We start from the raw sequence: 24340 nt of genomic DNA, 5'->3' as shown, positions 1-24340 counted from the left end.
TACGACTGTCTCGCTTAGCGTTTGACAAGCGGCCATGGCTGCGGTATCAATGAGATATATAATTTAGCATTTCAAGAATGTGGAGGACTTTCGCTCATGCGACGACACGCCCAGTGGTTGCTGCTCTGTTTGGTAATCGCAATCCTAGCAGGCTGTGGTAGTGAAATTACCACCAGCCAATCCAAAGTCTTGGTTGAGGTTGGCAATTCCTCGATCACCGAAGCAGAATTTACAACCTTTTTAGATCAAAATTCTAATAATATCAACAATAATGGTGGCGGCCTTGATGCCAATACCACCCGTCAACAACTTTTAGATCAAATGATTTTGCAAAAAGTGCTGCTGGAAGAAAGTGCCAAACTTGGCGCAGGCATCGATAGCGTGACCGCAGAACAAACCACGATGATGATCGATCGGGCCTTGGAACAAGAAAACCCAGCCTTTGCCGATGAAGAAAAACCAACCTTTGCCGATTATGAAGCCTTTGCCAAAAAAAATCGTTTTGGCTCGGTTGAAAATATGCGTGCCTATGTTGCCCAAATTTTAACCTTCGAAAGCTATGCCAAAACGCTGCAAGTGCCAAGCGAAACACCACAATTTCATCTGTTTCATATTTTGGTTTCAACCCAAACCGTCAGTGAATCAGTAGCTTTTGATCGTGTCAACCAACTCTTGACCCAATTGAAAGCGGGCGAAGATTTCTCGGCCTTAGCCCAACAATATTCTGAAGATACCGGCAGTGGCGCAAATGGCGGCGACCTTGGATGGTATACTAAAGAGCAATTTGCCGGCTTCGTCCCTGAATTTGCCACCGCACTCAACACGCTGGAAATCGGCCAATTGAGCGAGCCTGTCAAAACCGAATTTGGCTATCACATTATCAAAATTACCGAAAGCCGCAACGCGATTGGTTTTAACTCGTTCGAAGAACTTATGACTTCTCCCGAAGGCACTGCCTATGTGCAAGCCAAAGTCGAAGAATATCGCAAAAACGATTTGATCAAAAATTACGTGCGAGCCGAGGAAGTGCCCTTCCCTGAATCAGTCACCGTTTTCCAAGATCAATAATCAGAGCAATGCCAATGGGCGTTACGACAGGATGCATCGCTCATCCTGTCGCTCTTTATTTTAGGAGCAAGCATGTTGAGCCAACTTCTCACCCAATTGCCACTTGATTTGAGCCAAGGCTTTCAAGTTGTGCCCGCCCACAAATTACTAGCCCCAATTCCAGTTCCTGCCGAGGACGCTGATCGAGCTTGGTGCGAATTACAAGGCATCGCTGAATACCCAAGCTTCGTCAGCCCATTACCATTTCAAGCTACCCAAGCCTTGATCATCACTGAAATCGATACAAGCAAGCTAGCAGCGGTTCGCGCCAGTTTATTGCGGCGCTACCCTGCCGAACATCCCGTGCATAGCTTAAATGAAATTAGCCTGAGCCAACAAACCCTCGCCACTGCCAGCACGGCTCAAGCCTGGTATCTGCCAGCACTTAGCATCGAAACCGATGTGGCAAGCCCAAGCACTTTAGAATGGATTATGGCGCGTTTGGCGGGGCCACATGGCTGCCCATGGGATCGCAAACAAACCCATGCCAGCTTACGCGAATTTTTGCTCGAAGAAACCCATGAAACGCTGGAAGCCCTTGATGCCGAAGATTGGCCAAATTTAAAAGAAGAATTGGGCGATTTATTATTGCAAATCGTCTTTCATGCCGAGTTTGGTCGCCAAGCAGGCCGCTTCAATCTCGATCAGGTCTATACAGCAATCAACAGCAAACTGATTCGTCGTCACCCACATATTTTCGGCACAACCGAGGTCAGCGATGCCGACGAAGTGTTGCGCAACTGGGATGCAATTAAGGCAACCGAGCATCAGGAAAAAGGCAGCCAACGCAACAGTGCACTTGATGGCATTGCCAAAACCCTACCGCCGCTTGCAACTGCCCAACTAATTGGCAAGAAAGCCGCCAAGGTTGGCTTCGATTGGCCTGATGTCAGCGGAGTTTGGGCCAAAGTTCATGAAGAAATCGCTGAATTGCAAGTCGCCACTAACCCTGAAGAACAAGCCGCCGAGTTTGGCGATGTGCTTTTTGCCCTAACCAATCTTGCTCGTTGGCTCAAAATTGATTCAGAAAGTGCCTTACGCGGCACGATTGCCAAATTCCGCCGCCGTTTCGTGACCGTTGAGCAAGCCGCCCAAGCCCAAGGCCGCCAACTTAGCCAACTCAGCTTAAGCGAAGCCGACACGCTCTGGGAAGCTGCCAAACGAGCCGAGAAACAATAAGCAGTATTCCTTGAGTACTGGAACCGCGAAGATCACGAAGAGCGCGAAGGAAAATTGGCTATAGGCTATGGGCTGTTGGCTATTGAAGGTTCCAATCAATCCCCGATAGTCCATAGCCTATAGCCACATTATGCTCCACGAAGGCCAGAAAGCTGGAAGCCACTTAGCGTAAGCGTGGGCGAATTGGCAAATTTGCCCGTAGCGTATGCACCCACTGCACCACCTCGCGCAAATGTTCAGTCTCCAACAGCGGCTCCAGCAACAAATGCTGCTCAGCCAAGCCCACCAAATCAAAAAACCAATAGAGACTCATCAGCGGATTGATATCGAGCTTGCTGCCCTCGGTTTTGCTGGTCAGATGATAATCGCCAAAATAGCCCTCGACCGCTGAAATAATTGAGCTATTGATCACACTGGGGTCTTGATAAATTCGCGATTGCGTCCAATGCACCGCCGCAGCGTAGGCTTGATAAACTGGCATTTGTTTGATCAGGCTACACGTGCCGAGCAAAATTTCGGATTCAGCCAAGCTAGCAATATTTTGAAAAATATGGGGATAATGCATATCGCGTTCAGCGCCCAAGCCAATGCAAGCCACAATTTTGGTTGGAACCTCGTGCAACTGATTGACCGCAGCTAAAGAGATTGAATCTTCAACCAAGGTGCCAATTTCGGCCTCGTCGCCTTGTACCAACGCATCAACCCCACCATCAATCAAGATAATGGCATCAACTGAGAGATGCTGGACTAAGCGGCGATAACTGGCCAAGAGTGGCTTAACTCCGCTGCGCAAAAAAGCCCAAACCGTTAATGGCTCGCCATAGGTTTGGCGAAACCACTCGGCCAAATACAGCTCAGGAAAATAGATAAACGGACTGTAGCGTTGAAACAACGCCACTTGGGTAGCATCAATTGGGCTATGACTGGGCACAAACTCAGGGTCACGCGGCAAACTTGGCACACCATAGACCGTATCACCAAGATAATGCAGATTGCTAGCGGCCTCAAGATCGCTAAAACTAAAATTGGCCAAATGCACATTAAAGCCTAGTTGGCGTAATTGCAGAAAAATCGGCAAGCCACAGAAAATATCAAAACCGCCGCCCATGCCTGCAATCAAGATGGAACGACGGCCTTGTAATTGGCCGAGAATTGGCAAATTAAGCTGCATTGAAACCTCGCTCCACAATGGCGAAAAGCCGCACCCTGAGACAGAGTACGGCATGGCGAAAAAGAGCAATGAAGCGTGAAGAATCGCCTTTAGTCGGTTGAGCGCTGCATAATAACGTAGAGCAATTCTAGCAGCACATTTTTAACCGAATCCTTTTGGGTTGCCACACAGGGAACAATTTTAACATGGGCTGGCAACCGCAAGGCGAGCCGCAACTCATCAGGTGCCCAAGCGTTCTCGTGGTCTTGCTTGTTGGCGGCGACGACATACGGCGCATCACGTTGCGAAGTGAAGAAATCGATAATCCGATTTGTTTCACGGAACGTTTCAGGCCGGGTGCTATCGACCAACACAATCAAGCCGAGCATCCCCTCGGACAAGATTTCCCACATAAAGTCGAAGCGTTTTTGGCCGGGTGTGCCAAACAAGTGCAACACCAAATCATCACTGATGGTAATGCGGCCAAAGTCCATTGCAACGGTGGTTTCGCCTTTGAGCAACTTGGTATCGTCGGAGGCCTTCCGTTCGGTCGAAACCACCTCGATTTCACTAATGGCACGAATGAACTGTGTTTTACCAGCGTTAACCGCGCCACTGATAACCATTTTGACAGTCTGCATACGTCCTCCTAAGACGGAGCTAGGTTGCCGGTGGGAGTGTGGGAGTGTTCCAGCGCAGCGCCGCCTTTCTACATTCCCCTAATACGATTGATGATCCGTGAGACGAGGCTGCGTTTTGGTGCTCCTGCAGCGGCACCAGCACCAGCGCGTCCCGTCGCTGGGACAGGAGGGCGAGGTCGGGTTACCTCAACCAAGCCTGCCGAAATGAAGCCGTATACAATGCGGCTCACATCAAATTCACTCAAGCCAGTCCGACTGATCACTTCTTTGATCGAATCTTTGCCATTGATGCGGGCAAAAATCCGCCATTCATCGGGCGTTAAGTTGATGCTTTTAGCCTTTTCGAGTGGCTGATCGACAAAGCGAGCGATCATATCGGTATTGGGAATATGATCCTTGATGCGGCCCCATTCATCGACGCGGCGTACACCCTCCATAATGAGGTTTTCCACCCCAAGCGGTACCAGCGATTGGACATCATCACGGTCGAGTTTCACCCCGGCATTGAAGCAAAACTCACCATCGGGCCAGCCAAACAGACTGTACACCGTCTCTTCTATGTGGGTTTGGATATGGCGTTGCAGATCTTCGCGCGTAAGAATATCGCTATCGATCAGCACCGTTCCAAGCGATTGATTGCCATCAGTTTGCTGCAGTTGCACCGCCTGCTGCGCTTGTTGCGGCGTGAGTTTCCCCGTGCGCTGCAACATTTCGCCGAGCGATTCGCGTTCTTGCGTTTGCGCGGCGTAGAGCAGTTTTCCCTTTTCAAAGTAGAGCGTTGCTGCGGCACTTTGACGGTTCAGTTGTAAACTGCCAGTTTTGTACCCGCGATCGATCAGATAAAGAAAATCAGCGAGTGCAAAGTCGCGCAAATTACCAACAAGAGCCATACAGATGCCCTCACTCTGGATGTACGATGTTAGGACGTAAGTGCAGGCCGAATATCGACCGCGATTGGCTGACTTTCAACCGTTTGACCATCGGCGGCCAAGACCCGCGCCAGAGCAGCGATTGCTACCTCAAGCATGGCATCATCGGGTTCGCGGGTGGTCAAGCGTTGCAGCGCCAATGCTGGTGTCATCAAACCACGCACAATCGGGTTGGTTGCCTTGCTTGCGGTTAGCCGCATAAGCTCGTAGGCAAGCGCCGCCACAAACGGCACTAGGATGATTCGACTTAGCAAACGTAGCCAAAAGGGAAACGTGCCAAGCAATGCAAATACAGGAATGCTGAGCACCACCACGATCAGTAATAAGGTTGTGCCACAGCGCGGGTGGATGGTTGTAAACGGTCGAACATGCTCAACGGTCAATGGACAACCAGCTTCGTAGGCCGAAACAGCTTTGTGTTCAGCGCCATGATACCCGAAAACTCGGCGGATTTCGGCGGTTCGCCCGACAAGTACCAAGTAGCCAACAAAAATGAGCAAGCGCGTGATGCCTTCAATCGTTTCGCGACTATAGATGCCGAGATTAGCCCAACTGGCAATTCCCGAAGCCACCAGCAAGGGCAAAACGAAAAATAAGGCGATCGATATGCCGACCGAGGTGGTTACCAGCAGCGCTGTTTGCCCTTTGCTCAAGGGTTGCTCGGCTTGATCGTCGGTTACACTGGCCGAGAACATCAAGGCCCACATCCCAATTACCAAGGCATCACCCAAGAGCTGAATGCCCCGCAGCAGTGGTAGCCGACTCCAAAAGACCCGCCGCTCCAAATTCAGTTCACGGTCGCGAATGACGATCTGGCCGGAAGGTGAACGGACAGCGACACTAGCCCGGTGCAAACCGCGCATCATCACGCCTTCCATTACTGCTTGTCCACCATACGGAAACCGTTCAGCCATAGCGTTCACCACATAGGAGGATGGGTTGGTCTGTGTATCGTACCACTAGCCCTTGTCGTTTGACAAGAGGGCAGCCTAGTTATTTTGGTTGCGATCGTTGGGCAATGTGCCACGCGCTTGCCGTCGCGCCAACGACTTGGCTCCCGCTTTGACCCCTGCCAACAAGCTGGCAGCCTTGATCACTGGCGAAACCACGCCTTCAGCTACATACGAGGCGGTTTGCTTGGCAGTTGTAGTCGTCGATTTGGCGTTTTCGGTAATGTCTTTGACCCGTTCCAGCACATCTTCGACCTTAGGCGAGATTTTTTCCTTGGCCAAGTTGCGTAACTCGTTGACCATCACCACCAACACGCCCACCAAAATAATCATTAAGGTGACAGAGAAGAGTTGGAAAATTGCCAAGAGGATGATCGCAAGATCGCGGGCTTCGTTCAGCCAGCCCATCGATATCAACAAAATCGGAAGACCAATCCCAAGGATAAGGAGGACGATGCCCCCGATGATGGCAAACTTCTTCAAGCAATCCTCCAGCGTACCGACACGACCAATCAAAACGTCGAAAGGTACATTTAATGCTTTACAAAGAGGGATTTGATCGCGGCGATTATAGCATATTGCCTAGAAATATGCCACACTTTCACCACAGGAATATTGTCGCCTTTTTTGCATTCATAGGGGTTAAACGCGCAGTCGGGTTGCTAGGATTAACATAATCCATGCGGCGATCGTCGATTCAACCAATGGTACGCCTGCTGGGACTGGCCCAGCCCCAATAAAATGCAAATTAAAGGCATAGCTCATCAGGCAGCCAATCAGCGCCGTGCCTAAAAAAAGTGGCAAATGTCGCCAACGCTGCCCCCAAAAGAGATGCGCCAAAGCTCCGTAAACGCTGGCAAGCAGTGCAATAATTAATGCTGCTGGCTCTAGCTCGCTCACGAATAGCGCTCCGTACTGATCCGACCACCACCAAAGACTCGATCATCGCGATAGAGCACGGCAGCTTGGCCTGGAGTCACCGAACGTTGTGGTTGGTCATAGCGAATGTGCAGCGTGCCATCCTCGCGGGGGGTGATGGTAGCTGGCACGGCCTCACCATGAGCGCGGATTTGCACCGCATAGATTCCGGCTTCGATCTGGCCATAGACGCTGCGTACATCATCGATCACGAAATCGCGGCGTTCAAGTTCGTCTGCGTCACCAACAATCAGCAAATTACGTACCGTGTCGATTTCAATCACGAATAATGGCGAGCCTGCGGCAATTCCCAAGCCTTTGCGCTGGCCAATCGTATATTGCGGCAAGCCTTTATGTTGACCAAGCACTGTGCCATGGCGATTGACAATCGGGCCTGGTTGCATAATTTCAGGTCGTTCTTCGTTCAAAAAGCGCCGATAGTTATTATCGGGAATGAAACAAATATCCATGCTTTCGGGCTTGTCGGCGGTTACTAAGCCGCGTTCACGAGCCATTTGGCGCACTTGAGGCTTGGTAAAACCACCCAATGGAAAGTGCAAACGGCTCAATTCGCGTTGGCTGAGCATATACAGCACATACGATTGATCTTTGTTGATATCAATGCCGCGTCGCAGATCGTAAGGTTGTTCGTCGCCACCCGTAATCTGCACAAAATGGCCAGTAGCCAAGCCATCAAAGCCCAAAAGTTCAGCCCGTTCGAGCAGCACCCGAAATTTAAGATCACGGTTGCAGGCCAAGCAGGGATTGGGGGTGGCTCCGCTCGAATATTCACGCAAAAAATAATCGATCACATGCTTGCGAAAATCTTTTTGATAATTGAATACATAGTAGGGAATGTCGTATTGAGCACAAACGCGCCGTGCTCCAGCCGTCATTTCGACCGAGCAACATTGACTTTCCATGATCCCATTATCGTCGCCTTCCCACAGGTGCATGGTTACGCCTGTCACATCATGACCTTGTTCTTTGAGCAAAACTGCGGTAAGCGAACTATCCACGCCGCCACTCATGGCGACCATAATCTTTGCCATAATTGCTAATCCTAGGTTGGTATGCACTAAAGATGATTAACGCGCCGGAAATGCATGGCGCGTCGTAGCTGCCAAAATCATACCACGATTTCGCCTTGCGCTCGATCTTGGGCCTGATTTAGCTGCTTTTTCGTGGTACGATTTTTCTGTTATCAACGGAGGGCGATCCATGTTACGGGAAATTAGCATTAAAGCGAAACATGATAATGCGACCTTGGCCAAAGGGGTTGAAACTCAATCGGTTGTTCGGCTCGAAGGCAATTGGTATTTTGACCAAGCAGCAGTCGATATGCACAATTTGCGGGTGACTGAACGCACCTATGTTTGCCCACACAAAGGCACATGCTTCTGGATTGATTTGGTGACCGATGTAGGAGTAGTGGCGGATGTCGGCTGGGTTTATACAATCGTCAAGCCCAATTACGAACATATTAAAGATAAAATTGCCTTTTACGGCGGTAATCGCCACGCCACAGCCGAAGCATAAGCGGTACAATCGACGTTGCATCAACGATGCAGCGTCTTTTTTTGTGCAAAGGAGCATGCTGTGAGTGGTTTAGTCACAACTGAACAAACTGGCGCGATTTTTCGCATTACCCTCAATCGGCCCGAAAAACGCAATGCGATTAGTTGGCAAGTTGGCAAGGATTTACGCACGGCGATCGATCGGGCCGCCAGTGCCTCGGGCGTGCGGGTAGTTGTGTTGAGCGGAGCAGGCTCGGTCTTTTCGGCAGGCATCGATCTTGGTGATTTGATGGATTTGCCCAATCGCTATGGTGAGCACTGGTTACGCCAAATGCGCACGATCACCGATGATTGGCAAGCCTTGACCACCCGCATCGAACGTTTGGAAATTCCCACCATCGCTGCCTTGCATGGCATGTGCCTTGGCTTGGGCTTGGAAATCGCCTTAGCCTGCGATTTTCGGATTGCTGCTCAAGGCACGAAATTGGCCTTGCCTGAAACTCGCTTGGGCATTGTGCCCGATGTTGGTGGTACAACTCGCTTAACCCGCTTGGTTGGCGTTGGTCGTGCCAAAGAATTGATTATGACTGGCCGAACCTTCAGCGCCACCGATGCTGAGCGCTGGGGAGTTGTCAATCAATTGGCTGATGCTGATGATTTAAATACCGTGGTACAAGCGTTTGCTGATGAGTTGATTTTAGCAGCGCCATTGGCCGTTGGCATGGCCAAACGGGTGATTGATGGCATGTTTGATGTTGATCGGGGCTTGTTGCTCGAAGGTTGGGCGCAAAGCCAATTGATTCGCACCGCTGATTTTAGCGAGGGTGTGCAGGCAGCAATTGCCCGCCGCGCCGCCGAATTTAAGGGCGAGTAAACCTAGGAGTCAGGGGCTAGGGGTCAGCGGTCAGAAGTTCTTTTAACCACGAAGAACACGAAGATCGCCAAGACTGCTTATATCAACGTCCTGACATCTGGCCCCTGACCTCTGACCCCTCATCTTTCTCTGCGCCTCTGCGTTAAAAATCAGCGAGTAATCGCAGATCTATTTCCTGACCTCTGATCCCTGATCCCTAACCCCACAACTAACTATACTTCTTTTGGCGCTTTTGAAACTCGGCTTCGCTCAGCCCAAGGCTGCGGGCAGCGACCTTGAGATCATCGTCGTGCTGAACTAGCGCCTCTTGCAAGGCCAAACGCTCAACATCGGCCAGCAGCTCATCGAGCGTCGATTTTTCGCGCAAACGGGCAGCAATATCAACTTGCAAGGCCGAGCGCGATGATGGAACCAACGACATATGCTCACTGGTGATCACATTGCCGCGAGCCAAAATCACCGCTCGCTCGATCTCATGCTCAAGTTGGCGCACATTGCCCGGCCAATCATAGTTATTCAGGCGATCCATGGCCTCTTCGGAGATGCGAGCTGGTGGCGATGAGGGCGCGTAACGGTATTTATCCAAGAAAAATTCAGCCAATAAGGGAATATCGCCAATTCGTTGGCGCAAGGCTGGCAAATGCAACGTGATCACATTCAAGCGATAGTACAAATCTTCGCGGAAGGTGCCAGCACGTACATCGGCTTCAAGATCACGGTTGGTGGCTGCGACAACTCGCACATCAACCCGCACGGTGGTTGTGCCGCCAACCCGCTCAAATTCGCGTTCTTGCAAAATACGCAGCAGCTTTTTCTGGGTAGCCAGGGTCATTTCGCCAATTTCATCAAGGAAGATTGTGCCTTTGTGGGCTAATTCAAAGCGACCCTTGCGCTGAGCGACCGCCCCAGTAAACGCGCCTTTTTCATGGCCAAACAATTCACTTTCGAGCAACGATTCAGGTAAGGCAGCACAATTGACTTTAACCATTGGGCCGTTGCGCCGCGCTGAATTCACGTGAATCAGGTTGGCCAAAACTTCCTTGCCGGTGCCAGTTTCGCCCGTAATCAAAACGGTTGCATCGGTGTGAGCAACCCGCCCAATTTGCTTGTAGATCTCTTGCATGGCTGGGCTATTGCCAATCATTTTGTCGCGGGGATCAAAACTTTTGGCTTCGAGTTCGCGCACTTTTGAGGCCAATTGCTGATGATCAAACAAGCGTTTGACGACCAAAGTTACTTCTTCAACATCAAACGGCTTGATGACATAATCGTAGGCACCAATTTGAATCGCCCGAATTGCGGTTGATGAAGTGCCATGGGCGGTCATCATAATCACTGGGGTGGTGATGCCATTTTTGCGCAATTGCTCAAGGATAGTTAAGCCATCTTGGCCAGGCATGCGCACATCCATAATCAACAGATCATAGGAATGTTTCTTGGTCATTTTGGCTAAAACTTCGCCGCCATGCTCGGCAGACTCGGTTAGATAGCCCTCTTCATCAAAGACCTCGCACAACAGACCACGAATCCCCGGATCGTCATCAGCAATTAAAATATGTCGTTGTTCGGTAGCTTTGGTCACACCGACCCTCCTTACAGGCCATTATTCAGCAGGACGGCGTTCGATCCGCGCTCCAAGCGCAGCTAGCCGTTGTTCAATCCGTTGGTAGCCCCGATCAATTTGGGCAATATTCGAAATAACACTCGTACCTTTGGCACACAAAGCAGCAATGACCAAGGCCATGCCAGCGCGAATATCAGGGCTGGTCAGGCGTTCGCCATACAGTTTAGCTGGGCCAACCACTACCGCCCGATGTGGATCGCACAAAATCACCCGTGCACCCATGCTCAGTAATTTATCAACAAAGAATAAGCGTCCATCAAACATCTTTTCGTGGATCAAGACCGTACCTTGAGCTTGGGTCGCAATCACCAAGGCAATGCTCATCAGGTCTGGTGGGAAGCCAGGCCATGGCATGTCGTCGATTTTGGGCACAACCCCGTGCAAATCGTCGCGCACCCGTAGCTCTTGCTCAGCAGGAATCACAATATCTGGGCCTTCGTCTTGCCAAGTCACACCCAACCGCCCAAACATAATCCGCGTCATGCGGTGTTCTTCGGGGCGAGCGTTGGCGATGCGAATGTTACTACCCGTCACTGCTGCCAAGCCGATGAACGAACCAACCTCCATAAAATCGGGGCCGAGCGTATATTCAGTACCATTCAGCCGCGAAACCCCTTGAATCTGCAAGCTATTGGTGCCGATACCCGTAATTTTAGCGCCCATGGCAAACAAACAACGACACAGATCTTGGACATGTGGCTCAGAAGCGGCGTTGACAATTGTGGTCGTGCCAGAAGCCAACACAGCCGCCATGATCGCCTGTTCAGTGCCAGTTACGCTCATTTCATCAAGGAAAATATCCGTGCCAACCAAGCCATCGGCTTTGAGTTCATAGGCTTGTTTGGTCACTTCAACTTCAGCACCCAAGGCAGTTAAGGCCAAAAAGTGCGTATCCAAACGCCGATGGCCAATCGAATCGCCGCCTGGCCGCGCTAAAACTGCCCGACCAGTGCGCACCAACAACGGCCCTGCGAGCAAAATCGAGGTCCGAATTCGCCGTGCAAGCGCAGTATCTGGCTCTGAGGTATTGATAGTGGCGGCGTGAACCCGCAGCACATTCTCTTCGAGCCAGCTACATTCGATGCCCAATGACTGCAATAACTGTACCTTGACTCGTACATCGGCAATATCGGGCATATTGCGCAGAATAATTGGTTGGTCGCTGAGCAAGCAGGCCGCTAACAACGGCAAGGCGGCGTTTTTGTTTCCAGCAGGCGTAATCGTCCCATTCAGGCGATGACCGCCCTCAATGACAAAGGTTTCCACGAATAATAATCCTCAATGGTTAAGCAGCAGAGTTGGAATGATCGGTTGGCTCAGTTGTTTTTTGGATCGATTTAGGTTTGCGTCGCAAGCGGGCACGCAGCGCCTTGAACCAGTTTTTGGGGTTCAGCACTGCGCCGATCCTTTGGCGCAAACTGGGTTTGGCTGATGCAGTGGGATCATCGTCAGCCTTACGATTACCAATTAGCGCCTTGGCCCGTTGTCGGCCTTCTTCTAAGGCTGCTTTGACGAGGCTTTGTAATTCGGCTTTGCTGACCAACTCGCCACGTTCATACCAGCGCCAGGCCGCAATTCCAGTCACAAACGTGCCTGCATAGGCCACTGCAACTTTGGGCAATAAACCAATGCCTGGAATCAAACCGACCAATTGGCGTGCCAGTTGTCGCCAGAGGAAACCACCGCCAACCACGGGCAGCAATTCACGAATCATGGCGCTAAAATCGCCTTCAGCACCCATGGCCAAGGCCACGCGATAGGCCAATAGCGCCTGATTCTTGGTCAACACGAGCATATCGGCGGCATTTAATGGCAAATTCAAAACAGGAATCATCTCGGGAATGCCTGAAGTAAAGGCAAAGGTCGCATTGCTCAGCGAAACGCTGCTAATCAAATTGTTGGTAACTTCGCTGCGCAAACCTGGGTAGCGCCGAGCAGCCGCAATATGCAAAGCTTCTGGTACGAGTTCAATCACCGCTTTGGCCAGCATTTTGCGCTGGGTCGCTGGCTCGGCTTGTGGGTCGAGCAATACTGCTGGCGAGGCTTGCAGATCGGCTTGGTGGGTGCTTTCAGAGCTTTTGGGGAGATTCGTACCCCAAACAGCGATCAACAGTGGCACTGGCAAAATCGCCAATTTTTCGTAGGCCAGAAACTCATCGTAACTCAAGGCTTGGTTCGCATCGAGCGTGAGTACAATCAAATCGACGCGGTTGAGATCGGTAGCCTGTTCGCGGCCCAAGGGTAAGTCGATAATGCTGACTTGCGGAGTACGGGCTGGAAAGCGTTGAGCGCCAAGCGTCAACAAGCGCATAATCAAATCGCGCCCGAAGGTCGCATGGCCAAGTAGCGCAATTCGGCAGGGCAAATCGGCCTGATCGCGAATATCGCGCACATCAATTTCTTTTATGGTTGACCAAATGTTGGTGACATCGCTGAAGCGGCTCACACATCCTCCTCGGCATATGAATGTACTGCATTATAACATAGGCGCTTTTGGCTACTCAGACACATATGAGCGAGCCTGCTAGTTTAGCATAATTTAGGCCATGAAGTAAGGATGAAGGATGAATTATGAGGGATGAAATGAGAACTAGCACTTAACGCAGAGGATCTGAGGGATCAGGGCTCAGGGGCTAGGGGTCAGCAGCTTGAAATACGATGTATTAACTGATACCTGACCTCTGATACCTGACCCCTCGTCCTTCGTGCGCTTCGTATCCTTCGTGGATCAACCTCAGCCCCTGCCCCTCGCCTTCAAATATGCTATGATTGCCAATCATTCAAGGGAGTTTTGGTATGCTGAGTCGTGAACAGCTTGAAACAGAAAACGCCAGCCTTAAACGTGAAGTTGAGTTATTACGGCATCAATTGGCAACCCAACCAGCCGAACCACTTTTTCAAAGTTTGTTAGAGGCGGCTCCTGATGGCGTGGTCATTGTTAATGCCCACGGCATTATTAGTGTGGTCAATGCCCAAGCCGAGGCTATTTTTGGTTATGATCGTGAATCAATGGTTGGTCAACCAATCGAATTGTTGATTCCTGAGCGCGTGCGCGGCGTGCATGTGGCTTATCGTAGCAATTACACCCGTGAACCACGTACCCGCCCAATGGGCATCGGCGCAGATTTGTTGGCGCGGCGCAGTGATGGCACTGAGTTTTACACCGAAATTAGTCTTAGTCCATTGAAAACCGCTGATCAATTGTTAATTATTGCGGTGGTACGCGATGTGACCGAGCAAAAGAAACTTGCCAAAGAGCATGAACATCGCTTAACCCAGCGGGTCAGTGCCGCCGAAGCGGCCTTGTTGCAAGGCGCACGCTTAGCAGCAGTCGGCCAGCTTTCAGCCTCGATTGCCCACGAAATTAACAATCCGCTGTATGCGGCCCGCAATGCCTTGCTACTGCTCGAAGAAGATTTGCCCGAAGAAGTGCGCGAATCAACCGTGATGCAATTAGCCCGCGATCAATTGACCCGCATCGCCGGAATTATCGAACGCATGCGCGATTTTTACCGCCCGATGCGTGGCGAGATGGCTCCCACCGATCTCAATGCCGTGATTGAAGAAACCTTGGCGCTGGCTGGCTTGCACGCCCGCCATAACAACACCATGATCACATTTACGCCTGATATCCATTTGCCAGCGGTGGTTTGCAATGCCGACCAACTACGCCAAGTCTTTTTAAATTTGGTCTTGAATGGTTTGGATGCGATGACCAACGGCGGTACATTAACTGTCACAACCGAAGCTGCCACAAGCTTTGTTACAATAGAAATTTGCGATACGGGAACAGGCATTCCTGATGATATTCGGGCGCACCTGTTTGAGCCATTTTTTACCAACAAACCCAATGGAACCGGTCTTGGTTTGCCGATTAGTGCCCATATTGTGACCCAGCATGGTGGCCAAATCGAGGTTGACAGCACCGTTGGGGTTGGCTCGACCTTCCGTGTTGTGCTACCCTACCAACCTAGCTAGGAGTATCCTTCGATGAGTCAAGCTTCGATTTTATTGGTTGACGACGAATTTCCGATTCGTGCCACCCTTGGCGATTTGCTGCGGCGACGTGGCTACGATGTGCAAACTGCCGATAGCGGCGAGGAAGCACTCGACCGCATTGCCCAACGGCCTTTCGATTTGTTTCTTTTGGATTTACGCTTGCCTGGCGTTGATGGCATTACCGTGGCGCAACGGGTACGCGAACGCTACCCCGATGCAGCAATTTTAATCTTGACTGGCCATGGTTCGCTCGATAGCGCGATCGAAGGCATTCATTTGGGTGTGTTCGACTATATGCTCAAAACTTCTAGCCCGCAAGATGTGTTGGCGCGGGTCAAGAGTGCGCTTGAGGCGCAAGCCGATCAACGGCATAAAAAAAGCCTCATGAATACGCTACAAACGGTGGTTAGCGAGCTTGGTGGCAAGCAACAAGAGCCAACCGAAACCCCAACCCAGCAACCAGCTGGCGATCAATGGATTCGCGTCGGTGAGCTAGAAATTGGCTTATGGCGACAAATGGCGCGGCTTGGCGACCAAACCCTGAATCTTACGCCAACCGAATTTCGTTTGTTGAGTTGTTTGGCCCAGCAAGCTGGCTTAGTGATGAGCTACGCTAATTTGTTACGGTGTGCGCAAGGCTACGAGGCCGAAAGTAGCGAAGCCGCCGAATTGCTCAAACCGCATATCTACCACTTGCGCCAAAAGATCGAGCCAGATCCATCAAATCCACGTTATATTTTGACCGTGCGTGGCACTGGCTATGTCTTGGCTGTCGAAGCACCCCAAACTAAGTAACTTAATTTGCGCCCAAGTTTTAAGGCTTGGGCGCATCCTTTTATTGCCCAATCTGGCTTAGCAGTTTTTCCTCAAATTTATCGCCAATAATGCTGCTCAAGGCATAGCTCGTCAGCAACGAATAGATAATCGAATTGCCACAGAGCAGGCCTACAACCGCTGCTGGAGCCACATTCGAGAGCGTTACATTAACTGGGCCAAGCGCCAAACCCTTGGGCGTACCAGCGCCATGCTTCGGTGTATCGCCAAGATACGAGCCAACTTGCGCAGCAATCAGCACCCGTGCTATCCCAAAAATTGGTTTCAGCATCGTCACAATTCCTTCTAATAAACCACAATCGCTAGATTTATTTGAGCAAATTGCAGACCACGAGGAAGAGCATAGAGCAAAGAGCATAGAACATAGAACATAGAGCATAGAACATAAGGCAAAAGGCAAAGGCTCTAGGCTATCGGAACAATTTGGGGCGGTTCAACCAAGAGCCTAGCGCCAAAAGCCCATAGCCTACTCCTTTCGCGCTCTTCGCGTTCTTCGCGGTTTCGTCCTTCGTGGATCAAAACTCCCGATCCCCGATCCCCAACAACCAACTCCCAATCCACAATTTGCGCAAAGCCAAGGGCTATGCTATACTCGGCAGTGCCTTGAAGGCAATGGGCTGTTAGCTCAGTTGGTTAGAGCGCGTCGTTCACACCGACGAGGTCACTGGTTCGAGTCCAGTACCGCCCACCAAACCCAAACCACTTCTGTTCGCAGGGGTGGTTTTTTGTTGTGTCATGGTCAAGCAGTTAAATGCAGATTGATCCTTCGACTAGACCATAAGAGGTATTGATTTAACATAAGCTAGCCTGCTAAGATGATTAAACTAATTGAGCAAGATTAGAGTTTGCAATCATCACAAGGAGCAGGCAATGAGCATTATGATTTTACTTGTGCTGGGTTTATGTGTTTTGGGCTTCTATATTCATGTTGGCATTATTTTTAATCGGGTGGTGCAATTAGCGCAACAGCGCTCAGATTTGCGCACTTCAGCTTGGCTACTTTTAGTTAATCTAGCCGAACCATTTATTATGGGAATTTGGCTGCTGATTCAATTAATATTCTTTGATTTTGAGTCGCTGATTGGTTCAGTTGAGCAGCCTTTGGCAGCAACCTCAAGCTTTTTTATCTATTACTGGCCAATGGCCCTGTTGCTGATTGGAATTCCAGTAATCGCCTTATTATTTATGACTCAAGCGCAAGTGCGGGCAACCGCCATCCGTAGCCTCTGGACGGGAGCAATGCGCTTAGTCGTGGTCTGGTTGTGCTTCAATTTCATTATGATTGGCACGATGATTTTGATTGCAACTGGCTTGAGCATTTGGTCATTTCGCTTGATTAATAGCTATTACAAATCATTAATGGCTCAATCGTCACTTGCCGTTGTGTTCGATCAGCATGGCCTTGCGATTCAAGCGATTGTTCCATCGATTGAGTAAACCCGATGCACTATCTAGGTTTGTTTACAGGGATTTTTGGGCTAATTAGCTATACTGGTCTGCTTTTGAACAACATATTTGAGCATTAATGTATGCTGACACCAAACCCAACCACTTCTGCTTGCAGCGGTGGTTTTTTATTGTGCTAAATCCAATTTACATCCATTTAAAGAACAATTTCCCCGATCAAGCGCCACTTGTTGGCCATTTAGCCATGTCACCATGAAATAAAGCTTTTTATTATTTATGGAGACATGGCTATGAGTTTACTATCGGTAAGTGTTGGTGGATTGGGCATAGTATTTATGATAATGATTGGCATTGGAATGCTAATCATTATGCTGAATCTATGGTTGCTCAGTTTGCTTGGGCGAATCCAAAAGATGCCTAGAAGTCACGCAAAGGGTTCTTGGTGGTTGATCAATATCAATTTGATTGAACCAATTATTACAACTACTTGGATGGTTGGAGTCGTATTGGGTAAAGATTATGATGTTTATCGATCATTTTGGGCTATCGCTAATACATTTTGGCAATGGGAATTTTTATGGGGAATGCCGAGCCAAGATACGCTTGAAACGCTGATCCAATGCTTAACCCTTTATTGGCCGATGCTTGTTTGTTTAATTATTATCCCTATTATTGGCTTGGTGAATAGCGCTTCTATCACGCGCCAAACGGCTCGATTAAGCTTAAAATATGGATTATTACGCATCTATGGTGTCTATATTGCGCTCATTATGGCACAAGAGCCTGCCTATTTCCCAATTTTAATTGGCTCATTTGGCCTGAGCATCTATACCTATCGCACTATGTATCGCCATGCCAAAACCATTTTGCAACACCCAAGCCAAGCGGTAACCATTCACAACCAACAACTGGCGATTGGATCAGCCAATCCAGAAACAAGCCAAATTTCGACAATCATGGAATAGAATGATTGCGCTATCTATTAAATGAGTAACGCGTATGGATTCTGGAGCATTAATTGGCTTATTGATTAGTATATTTGGGCTGACTGGCTATGCTGGCCTGTTGTTGAAGCAGGCAATTGCCCTATATCGCCAACGCCCTGATTTGCGCCGAACGTTGCGACCAGTGTTGCTCAACCTGATCGAGCCATTTGTCAGCCTGCTCTACCTCATTCCTTGTATGCTCTGGTGGGATTACGGCTATCTTTTGAGTTTAGTTGGCAGCGATTTCGCGGCTGGCTCGATTGTGCTCGCCTATCACTGGCCGATGCAACTCTTGCTGGTTTATGCCCCATTGGGCTGGATCTTTGCTCGCCAAAAGATGGTGGCGCGAACGGCTTGGCTATGCTTTGCGATTGGGGTGGTGCGCGTAACCATGCTCTGGCTCTGTTTCAATTATTTTTTAGGCGGCGGCATGGTTGTTTTGGCTTTGGTTGTTGGCGCAGCAACCTTGTGGCTGCTCGGGCGCTATCTTCAATGGCAGACGATACCGCCACCACAACTCCCGATCAAGGTTAACATTGATGAACAAGGCTTGGTGCTGATTCAGCCGATCGAGCCAAATCAAGCCCATCAAGCCGAATTGTGACGCAAACAAGGATAAATCAGGGGACAACATTAAGGACAAATCGGGCGTAGAATGGGTACAGCTTGACAGTAACAACGCTGTACTGATTGCTCGAAAGGACTTTATTTTTATGGCTACATTTCGCACGATTACGCCACAATCCATCGATGCCGCTACGACGCTCGGCGTAACTACCCTGCGTGTCGCTGATGCTGGCCGCTCATTAGTGTTTTACCGCGATTTGCTCGGTTTTCAGGTTTTAGAACAAACTGACTCAACGATTTTGTTGGGTTCGCCCAATCAGGTTGTGCTACGTTTGGATGTTGAAGCTGGCTTGAAACGCCACCCCAGCCATACCACTGGCTTGTATCACGCCGCAATTCTTTTGCCAACCCGCCTCGATTTGGCCTATGTGTTGCAGCGTTTGTTGGCGGTACGCTACCGCTTTGGCGCTTCGGATCATGCGGTCAGCGAAGCCTTGTATCTCGATGATCCCGATGGCAATGGCTTAGAAATTTACCGTGATCGACCACGTAACGAATGGCGCTGGGGAGCGAATGGCGAAGTGCATATGGTCACCGAATCGCTTGATCTGTATGGAGTTTTGGCCGAAATAACTCCGACTGCACCCGCTTGGGCAGGCATTCCTGATGGAACGAAGATCGGTCATATGCATTTACAAGTGGGCAATTTGCGCCAAGCTGAAGAATTTTATCATGGCGTGTTGGGCTTTGATATTGTGGCGCACTATCCAGGGGCACTATTTGTTAGCGCAGGTGGCTATCATCACCACCTCGGCTTGAATGTGTGGCAAAGCCAAAACGGCCCACAGCAACCCAACGATGCCGCAGGTTTAGGCTATTTTGAAATTATTATGCCCAACCAAGCGGCACTTGACATTGTGCGGCAGCGCTTGCAAGTGGCTGAAGTTGCGGTTCAAGAGCAAGCCGATGGGCTGGTTGTGCACGATCCATGGCAAACTGAATTGCGCTTTATCGTTGCCGCCTAAAATAATCATCCCTACGAACGAGCGAATATTAAACTGGGCTATGCTATGCTATAGCCCAATTTTGTTTTAAGCGATAGGAGAGCAGATTCGTGCAGTACGTTGAGAACATTCCAATCTGGGGCGATCCAATCGATCAAGGAGCCTTGAGCCAGATTAAAACCTGTGCGCTTGAGGCCGATGCAGTGGCGTTGATGGCGGATCATCACAAGGGTTATGCGGTGCCAATTGGCGGTGTAGTCGCTTATCGTGATGCAATTAGCCCTTCCGGCGTTGGCTACGATATCGCTTGCGGCAACAAAGCCGTCTTGCTCGATCTGCCAGCCAGCGAAGTTCGCGCTAAAATCAAACCGATCATGGACGACATCTGGCGTTCGTTGTCGTTTGGGGTTGGCCTGAACAACCGCCAAAGCGTTGATCACGACTTGTTTGATGACCCAGCTTGGCAAATTCCAGCGGTCAAAAGCTTGAAACAAACTGCCCGTAATCAGCTTGGCACAATTGGCTCGGGCAATCATTATGTTGATTTATTCGCCGATGAGCTTGATCGGACGTGGATTGGTGTGCACTTTGGCTCGCGTGGTTTGGGCCATAAAACCGCAACCTACTTTTTAGAGGCGGGCGGAGCCAAAGATGGCATGGATGTTGCGCCGTTAATTTTGCCAACTGCCTCAGATTTGGGCGAGCAATATTTAACCTGTATGGCCTTGGCTGGGCGCTATGCCTACGCTGGCCGCGATTGGGTGTGTGCTGAGGTAGCCCGCATTTTAGGTGCAACTATCCTTGAAGAAGTGCATAACCACCATAATTTTGCCTGGCGCGAAACCCATAACGGCGTGGATTTGTGGGTCGTACGCAAGGGCGCAACGCCCGCCTTTCCTGGTCAGCGCGGCTTTGTTGGCGGCTCAATGGGCGATATTTCGGTCATTTTGGAAGGCGTTGATTCGCCCGAAGCCCAAACTGCTTTGCATTCAACCGTGCATGGTGCTGGTCGGGTGATGAGCCGTACCGCTGCTCGCGGCAAAATCAATTATCGCACGGGCAAAGTGATTGCACCTGGCAAAATTTCGCGCGACATGATGAATGAATGGATTCATCAGCAAGGGGTTGAATTACGCGGCGCAGGCACCGATGAATCGCCACATTGCTACAAACGCTTGCCTGAGGTGCTCAATCATCACGCCAATACAATCAAGATTGTGCATACCTTGCAGCCGCTAGGTGTAGCGATGGCTGGTGAAAATGAGTTTGATCCATATAAGGATTAGTAAGAGCATAGAACATAGAGCCAAGTCAGAAGTCAAAAATCAAAAGGCAGAATTGAGATCGGAATATTCGTAGTGGCACAGTGAGTTTTTTTATCCACGAAGGACACGAAGGGCACGAAGTGGGGCTATAGGCTATAGACTCTAGGGCTAGCGGAGATTTTTTGGAATACCAACATGTCTCCGAAAGCCAAAAGCCCATAGCCTAGAGCCTTATCTTTCAATTCGGGGCAGATAGGCGCGGAAGAGTTCGGGGCCAGCCACAATCGGGCCGCGCTCGTTGCCGTTGGCATCGCGGAACCAAACATAGACTCGCCGCGCGGTGATTGGATTCCACTGCCATTGGCGCTCAACGCTGAACGGCTCCCATTGCTTGAAACTAGGGCTGGGGTAGGCACTCAAGGCCATCGCCAATGGTTGGTTGGCATCGGTCGCCGAAAGCACCAAAGTTGCACCCAAATCATTGATATCGCGAATATTGACACTGGCTTGCGGCGGATGATCAATGCTGATCGTTTGGCTGAGGGTGGTGGTGTTGCCCATACGATCAGTCAACCGCACGCTGATGGTGTAGCTCCCTTCAACGTTGGGTAACGTCCAGCGATAAGCACGATAATAGGTCATCGGCGCAGCGTAAATACCGTTGATGCCAAGCTGAGCTTTGACCACGCCACCACCATTATCAAGTGCTGGCGTTAAGATTAACAGATCACGTTGATCGGTGCTGGTGCTGCTGGCCGCGAGGGCTTGCTCGCTGGTGGCCAGCCGATAAATTTCATCAGCCGCTAATTGGCGTTTATAGCTCAGCAATTCGTCGATGGCGATATTGCTGATTCCAGCGCCGATTGTCCAGCGTCCGACATTTAAATCTTCGCCAACTTCGCTGGGCAAACTAACGTTGCTCGCCTCGTTGACCAACATCCCATCGATTAACAAACGCTTATTGCCAGTTGCTTGGTCCCAACTGATGGCAAAATGATGCCAGCCAGCGCTGAGCGTATCGGGCACGCTCAAACTATGCTCTTGACCTGCTTGATCAACCGTCCAGAACGTCCAGATTGCTTGTTGAGTTTGTTCGTGGCGCAACGCCAAGGTATTGCGATAGATTTTATCGGGATCGACCGGGTTTTGCGAGGCGGCCAGCAAATAATGGCGACCTGTGCGCGAGCTAGGCCATGTTTTGGGTACATTTACCCACAAAGCCAACGTGCCTTGATCAAGGGTAAGTGTTGGGCTAGCTGGATAGGTCAATGCGCCATCACCAACCTTGACTGCTTGGCCAAATTTGCCACTGCTATAGCTGAGTTGATCGCTGGCGGCCATTGAGCCGACCGCAGGCAATGGGTTATGCTCAAAATGGGCGACCAAGGCCAAATCTTCAGCCGGATTGATTGTCAACAAGGCGCTGGGTGGCGTGGTATCGGTCGGGGCTGGGCCATCAGGTCGGCTCCATGGCACGCTATCATTCCAAAGCCAAACACTGGCTTCACATTTGACATAATTGGTACAAGGGTCAGCGCCAGGGCCATACCAGCCATAGGGATCAACTTGATTGCCATTGTGGCGTACTTCAAAATGCAAGTGAGGAGCGCCTGTGGTAAAGCCAGTTGCGCCACTCCAGCCAAGCAATTCGCCGCGTTCGACCCAACGTGGTTTGGCGGCATCGATAAAGCCCTTGAAGCTTGGGGCAAAATCATCGAGATGCCAATAGACCGTTTCATAGCCAGCGGCCTCGCCAGCATGTTGAATCAGCACGCCCAAGCCGCGGGTTGTGCGAGCATAGGCCCAGCCAGGCGCGGCGGCGACAATTGGCGTACCATAGGGCAAATCAGGAAAATAATAATCATGGCCATCGTGGCTGTTGTAGGAAAGCCCACTTTTGCCTTGATAATTGATCATCACATCGTTGCCATCGCCGCCGCTATCAACCATGGGATAGGTATGATCAAAATGTGATGAATGCACCATCCGAGCACCCTGCTCCCATGGAATGCTCAAAAAGCCTGTGCTAACTGGCGGCGTGCTGGGCGCGACGACTGGCTCATTTTGAAAGAGTTCGTGGTAAACCTTGCTATAACGGCTAACCAATTGTTGCCACGTCGCTTGATCACGCTCGAATGCTAAAAAGCGCTTGACCGTTAGCGCATGCGGATCATCGTTGGGATTGAGTTTTTGTTGGGTGCCATCGCTGAAATTAAGCAGCAAGGCACTATCGTAGGGACCAAGCCCAACCCGAATCTCCTTGGCGGCCCAATCGATTTGGCTCAAAAAGCCTTTGGGGCCAGCTAAAAATGGCTGTTCGGTGGCGGTGGTTGGCAACGTTGGGTTGCTAATCAGTTGCGAGGTGGTTTCCAACAAGGCCAATACAATCCGCGCCTCGATATTGTAATAGGCCGCCATGCCCTCGATGATCTGGCCGGCTGGCTGACCATCGATATTAACCTTGGCAAGGCTACTGTTTTGGCGTTGTAAAAACCCTTGCACCCCACCATCAAGCGATGATAGCCCGTGGGTTGGCTGCTGAGTGGGTTGCGGTTGCTGCGGGCTGGCGTGCACCACGAAGGGCAGCATTGCGCCGCCAAGCATCATTATTAATAAACCAAGGATCAAAGAACGCTGCATAGTTAATTCCAAAACTCTCATCTACATCGTTTGCCAGCCGTATGGTAGCACGCCCCCCAAGCAGCGTCAATTAAAATTAGCTGATACATTAGTCCTGTTATCTGGTCTGGGCCAGCCCACCAACTGGTTTTGATGAGCTGGCCTGGTGCTTAAACCGCTGGCTTTTGATGCCAAGCACAGCTACAGGTTGGGGTGGTTTTTTCGCCAATCGGCGGCAACACATGATAGAACATGGCAACCATCATCGGTAAAAACACCACAATATTGTAGAACAGGTGTAGCTCCATGCGGGCATAGAACAGTTGCAAGATGCTGGTGCGAGTGGCTGCGCCAAAGAAGGTTGTGCCCAGCAAGGCTTGCAACAGCAATAGAAAATGCTCAAAATGATGCCAAACTTGCAGGCCCAAAGCAATATTCCACCAAATGCGTGAGCGCCCTTGGAAGGCTGGCCGCAACATAATCAAGCCTACCAACATCACGATCGCATAGCTGTAATGCAGCCATTCCGAGCTAATCAGCCATGGAAAGAACATCCCAAGCACGCCATTGGCCTCGGAAAGTTTCCAATTGAGCGAATAGACTTGAAAGGCTTGGCTGAGGTGTTCGGCCCAGTGAGCGGCCACAATCACCAAAAAGGCGTAGCTAGCGCGTTTGTGCCAACGTCCGTTGAGCAATTCCATCAGGCGGCTGAAACTGAAATTTCCACGGTTGTTGGTCATGGTTGTTGGTTGATGCATGCGATCTTCCTC

At 50.4% G+C, this 24340-nt stretch carries 24 protein-coding genes and 1 tRNA gene; 12 read left to right on the top strand and 13 right to left on the bottom strand.

Annotation, left to right across the window (positions count from 1 at the left end):
* Positions 1 to 96: 96 nt before the first annotated feature.
* Positions 97 to 1068, top strand: a complete 972-nt coding sequence (locus tag LCH85_21485; protein MCA0354574.1) for a peptidylprolyl isomerase — start codon at positions 97 to 99, stop codon at positions 1066 to 1068.
* A gap of 72 nt (positions 1069 to 1140) precedes the next feature.
* Positions 1141 to 2286, top strand: coding sequence for a nucleoside triphosphate pyrophosphohydrolase (gene mazG / locus LCH85_21480; GenBank protein MCA0354573.1), 1146 nt, complete (start codon positions 1141 to 1143; stop codon positions 2284 to 2286).
* Between the two features lie 163 nt (positions 2287 to 2449).
* Here the strand turns inward: mazG and LCH85_21475 are convergent, their stop codons facing one another.
* The 7 genes from LCH85_21475 to mnmA all read right to left on the bottom strand — a co-directional run bounded on the left by LCH85_21475 (position 2450) and on the right by mnmA (position 7926).
* On the bottom strand, positions 2450 to 3457 hold the full coding sequence (locus LCH85_21475) for a DUF1152 domain-containing protein (GenBank protein ID MCA0354572.1): 1008 nt from the start codon (positions 3455 to 3457) through the stop codon (positions 2450 to 2452).
* An 89-nt stretch (positions 3458 to 3546) separates the two neighbouring features.
* The gene (locus tag LCH85_21470; protein ID MCA0354571.1) at positions 3547 to 4077 is read right to left on the bottom strand and encodes an ATP/GTP-binding protein; all 531 of its coding nucleotides are present in this window, start codon (positions 4075 to 4077) and stop codon (positions 3547 to 3549) included.
* Positions 4078 to 4145: 68 nt separating this feature from the next.
* A complete protein-coding gene (locus LCH85_21465; protein ID MCA0354570.1) occupies positions 4146 to 4967 on the bottom strand; it encodes a DUF4388 domain-containing protein in 822 nt (273 codons plus the stop codon).
* Between the two features lie 29 nt (positions 4968 to 4996).
* On the bottom strand, positions 4997 to 5920 hold the full coding sequence (locus LCH85_21460; GenBank protein MCA0354569.1) for a DUF1385 domain-containing protein: 924 nt from the start codon (positions 5918 to 5920) through the stop codon (positions 4997 to 4999).
* Between the two features lie 75 nt (positions 5921 to 5995).
* The gene (locus LCH85_21455) at positions 5996 to 6364 is read right to left on the bottom strand and encodes a hypothetical protein (protein ID MCA0354568.1); all 369 of its coding nucleotides are present in this window, start codon (positions 6362 to 6364) and stop codon (positions 5996 to 5998) included.
* A 234-nt stretch (positions 6365 to 6598) separates the two neighbouring features.
* Positions 6599 to 6856: a hypothetical protein gene (locus tag LCH85_21450; GenBank protein MCA0354567.1), complete on the bottom strand. Its 258-nt coding sequence runs from the start codon at positions 6854 to 6856 to the stop codon at positions 6599 to 6601.
* Complete coding sequence (gene mnmA, locus LCH85_21445) at positions 6853 to 7926, bottom strand: tRNA 2-thiouridine(34) synthase MnmA (GenBank protein ID MCA0354566.1); 1074 nt, start codon at positions 7924 to 7926, stop codon at positions 6853 to 6855. The genes LCH85_21450 and mnmA overlap by 4 nt, the downstream gene beginning before the upstream one ends.
* A gap of 169 nt (positions 7927 to 8095) precedes the next feature.
* Between mnmA and LCH85_21440 the strand changes: the two genes are divergently transcribed.
* Both LCH85_21440 and LCH85_21435 read left to right on the top strand, forming a co-directional pair.
* Complete coding sequence (locus LCH85_21440; protein ID MCA0354565.1) at positions 8096 to 8413, top strand: DUF427 domain-containing protein; 318 nt, start codon at positions 8096 to 8098, stop codon at positions 8411 to 8413.
* Between the two features lie 60 nt (positions 8414 to 8473).
* Entirely contained in the window at positions 8474 to 9265 is a 792-nt protein-coding gene (locus LCH85_21435) for an enoyl-CoA hydratase/isomerase family protein (GenBank protein ID MCA0354564.1), read from the top strand.
* Between the two features lie 208 nt (positions 9266 to 9473).
* Here the strand turns inward: LCH85_21435 and LCH85_21430 are convergent, their stop codons facing one another.
* From LCH85_21430 to LCH85_21420, 3 genes are read right to left on the bottom strand one after another with little or no spacing between them, the layout of a single operon-like run.
* Positions 9474 to 10847: a sigma-54 dependent transcriptional regulator gene (locus tag LCH85_21430; protein ID MCA0354563.1), complete on the bottom strand. Its 1374-nt coding sequence runs from the start codon at positions 10845 to 10847 to the stop codon at positions 9474 to 9476.
* Positions 10848 to 10868: 21 nt separating this feature from the next.
* Complete coding sequence (gene murA, locus LCH85_21425; GenBank protein MCA0354562.1) at positions 10869 to 12155, bottom strand: UDP-N-acetylglucosamine 1-carboxyvinyltransferase; 1287 nt, start codon at positions 12153 to 12155, stop codon at positions 10869 to 10871.
* A 19-nt stretch (positions 12156 to 12174) separates the two neighbouring features.
* The gene (locus tag LCH85_21420) at positions 12175 to 13335 is read right to left on the bottom strand and encodes a hypothetical protein (GenBank protein MCA0354561.1); all 1161 of its coding nucleotides are present in this window, start codon (positions 13333 to 13335) and stop codon (positions 12175 to 12177) included.
* A 350-nt stretch (positions 13336 to 13685) separates the two neighbouring features.
* On the opposite strand from LCH85_21420, the gene LCH85_21415 reads away from it, so the two are divergent.
* Together LCH85_21415 and LCH85_21410 are read left to right on the top strand one after the other, a co-directional pair.
* On the top strand, positions 13686 to 14867 hold the full coding sequence (locus tag LCH85_21415; protein ID MCA0354560.1) for a PAS domain S-box protein: 1182 nt from the start codon (positions 13686 to 13688) through the stop codon (positions 14865 to 14867).
* Between the two features lie 12 nt (positions 14868 to 14879).
* Positions 14880 to 15683: a response regulator transcription factor gene (locus tag LCH85_21410; GenBank protein MCA0354559.1), complete on the top strand. Its 804-nt coding sequence runs from the start codon at positions 14880 to 14882 to the stop codon at positions 15681 to 15683.
* 40 nt (positions 15684 to 15723) lie between these two features.
* Here LCH85_21410 and LCH85_21405 read toward each other — a convergent pair whose 3' ends face one another.
* On the bottom strand, positions 15724 to 15993 hold the full coding sequence (locus LCH85_21405) for a hypothetical protein (GenBank protein ID MCA0354558.1): 270 nt from the start codon (positions 15991 to 15993) through the stop codon (positions 15724 to 15726).
* Between the two features lie 343 nt (positions 15994 to 16336).
* Here LCH85_21405 and LCH85_21400 point away from each other — a divergent pair.
* The 6 genes from LCH85_21400 to LCH85_21375 all read left to right on the top strand — a co-directional run bounded on the left by LCH85_21400 (position 16337) and on the right by LCH85_21375 (position 20972).
* Positions 16337 to 16413 (top strand) — tRNA-Val (locus LCH85_21400).
* 179 nt (positions 16414 to 16592) lie between these two features.
* Positions 16593 to 17159 carry a hypothetical protein gene (locus tag LCH85_21395; protein MCA0354557.1) on the top strand — a complete coding sequence of 189 codons (567 nt, stop codon included), beginning with the start codon at positions 16593 to 16595 and terminating at the stop codon, positions 17157 to 17159.
* Between the two features lie 260 nt (positions 17160 to 17419).
* The gene (locus LCH85_21390) at positions 17420 to 18094 is read left to right on the top strand and encodes a hypothetical protein (protein MCA0354556.1); all 675 of its coding nucleotides are present in this window, start codon (positions 17420 to 17422) and stop codon (positions 18092 to 18094) included.
* A 34-nt stretch (positions 18095 to 18128) separates the two neighbouring features.
* Positions 18129 to 18719 carry a hypothetical protein gene (locus LCH85_21385; protein ID MCA0354555.1) on the top strand — a complete coding sequence of 197 codons (591 nt, stop codon included), beginning with the start codon at positions 18129 to 18131 and terminating at the stop codon, positions 18717 to 18719.
* A gap of 109 nt (positions 18720 to 18828) precedes the next feature.
* Complete coding sequence (locus LCH85_21380; GenBank protein ID MCA0354554.1) at positions 18829 to 19707, top strand: VOC family protein; 879 nt, start codon at positions 18829 to 18831, stop codon at positions 19705 to 19707.
* A gap of 89 nt (positions 19708 to 19796) precedes the next feature.
* Entirely contained in the window at positions 19797 to 20972 is a 1176-nt protein-coding gene (locus tag LCH85_21375; protein MCA0354553.1) for an RtcB family protein, read from the top strand.
* A gap of 210 nt (positions 20973 to 21182) precedes the next feature.
* Here the strand turns inward: LCH85_21375 and LCH85_21370 are convergent, their stop codons facing one another.
* Complete coding sequence (locus LCH85_21370) at positions 21183 to 23591, bottom strand: peptidoglycan DD-metalloendopeptidase family protein (GenBank protein MCA0354552.1); 2409 nt, start codon at positions 23589 to 23591, stop codon at positions 21183 to 21185.
* A 149-nt stretch (positions 23592 to 23740) separates the two neighbouring features.
* Complete coding sequence (locus tag LCH85_21365; protein ID MCA0354551.1) at positions 23741 to 24328, bottom strand: hypothetical protein; 588 nt, start codon at positions 24326 to 24328, stop codon at positions 23741 to 23743.
* Positions 24329 to 24340: the final 12 nt, after the last annotated feature.

This window comes from Chloroflexota bacterium, from assembly GCA_020161265.1.
Classification (GTDB): Bacteria; Chloroflexota; Chloroflexia; order Chloroflexales; family Herpetosiphonaceae; genus Herpetosiphon.
Note: the sequence above shows the minus strand (reverse complement) of the source record. Positions and strands in the feature narration are given on the sequence as shown.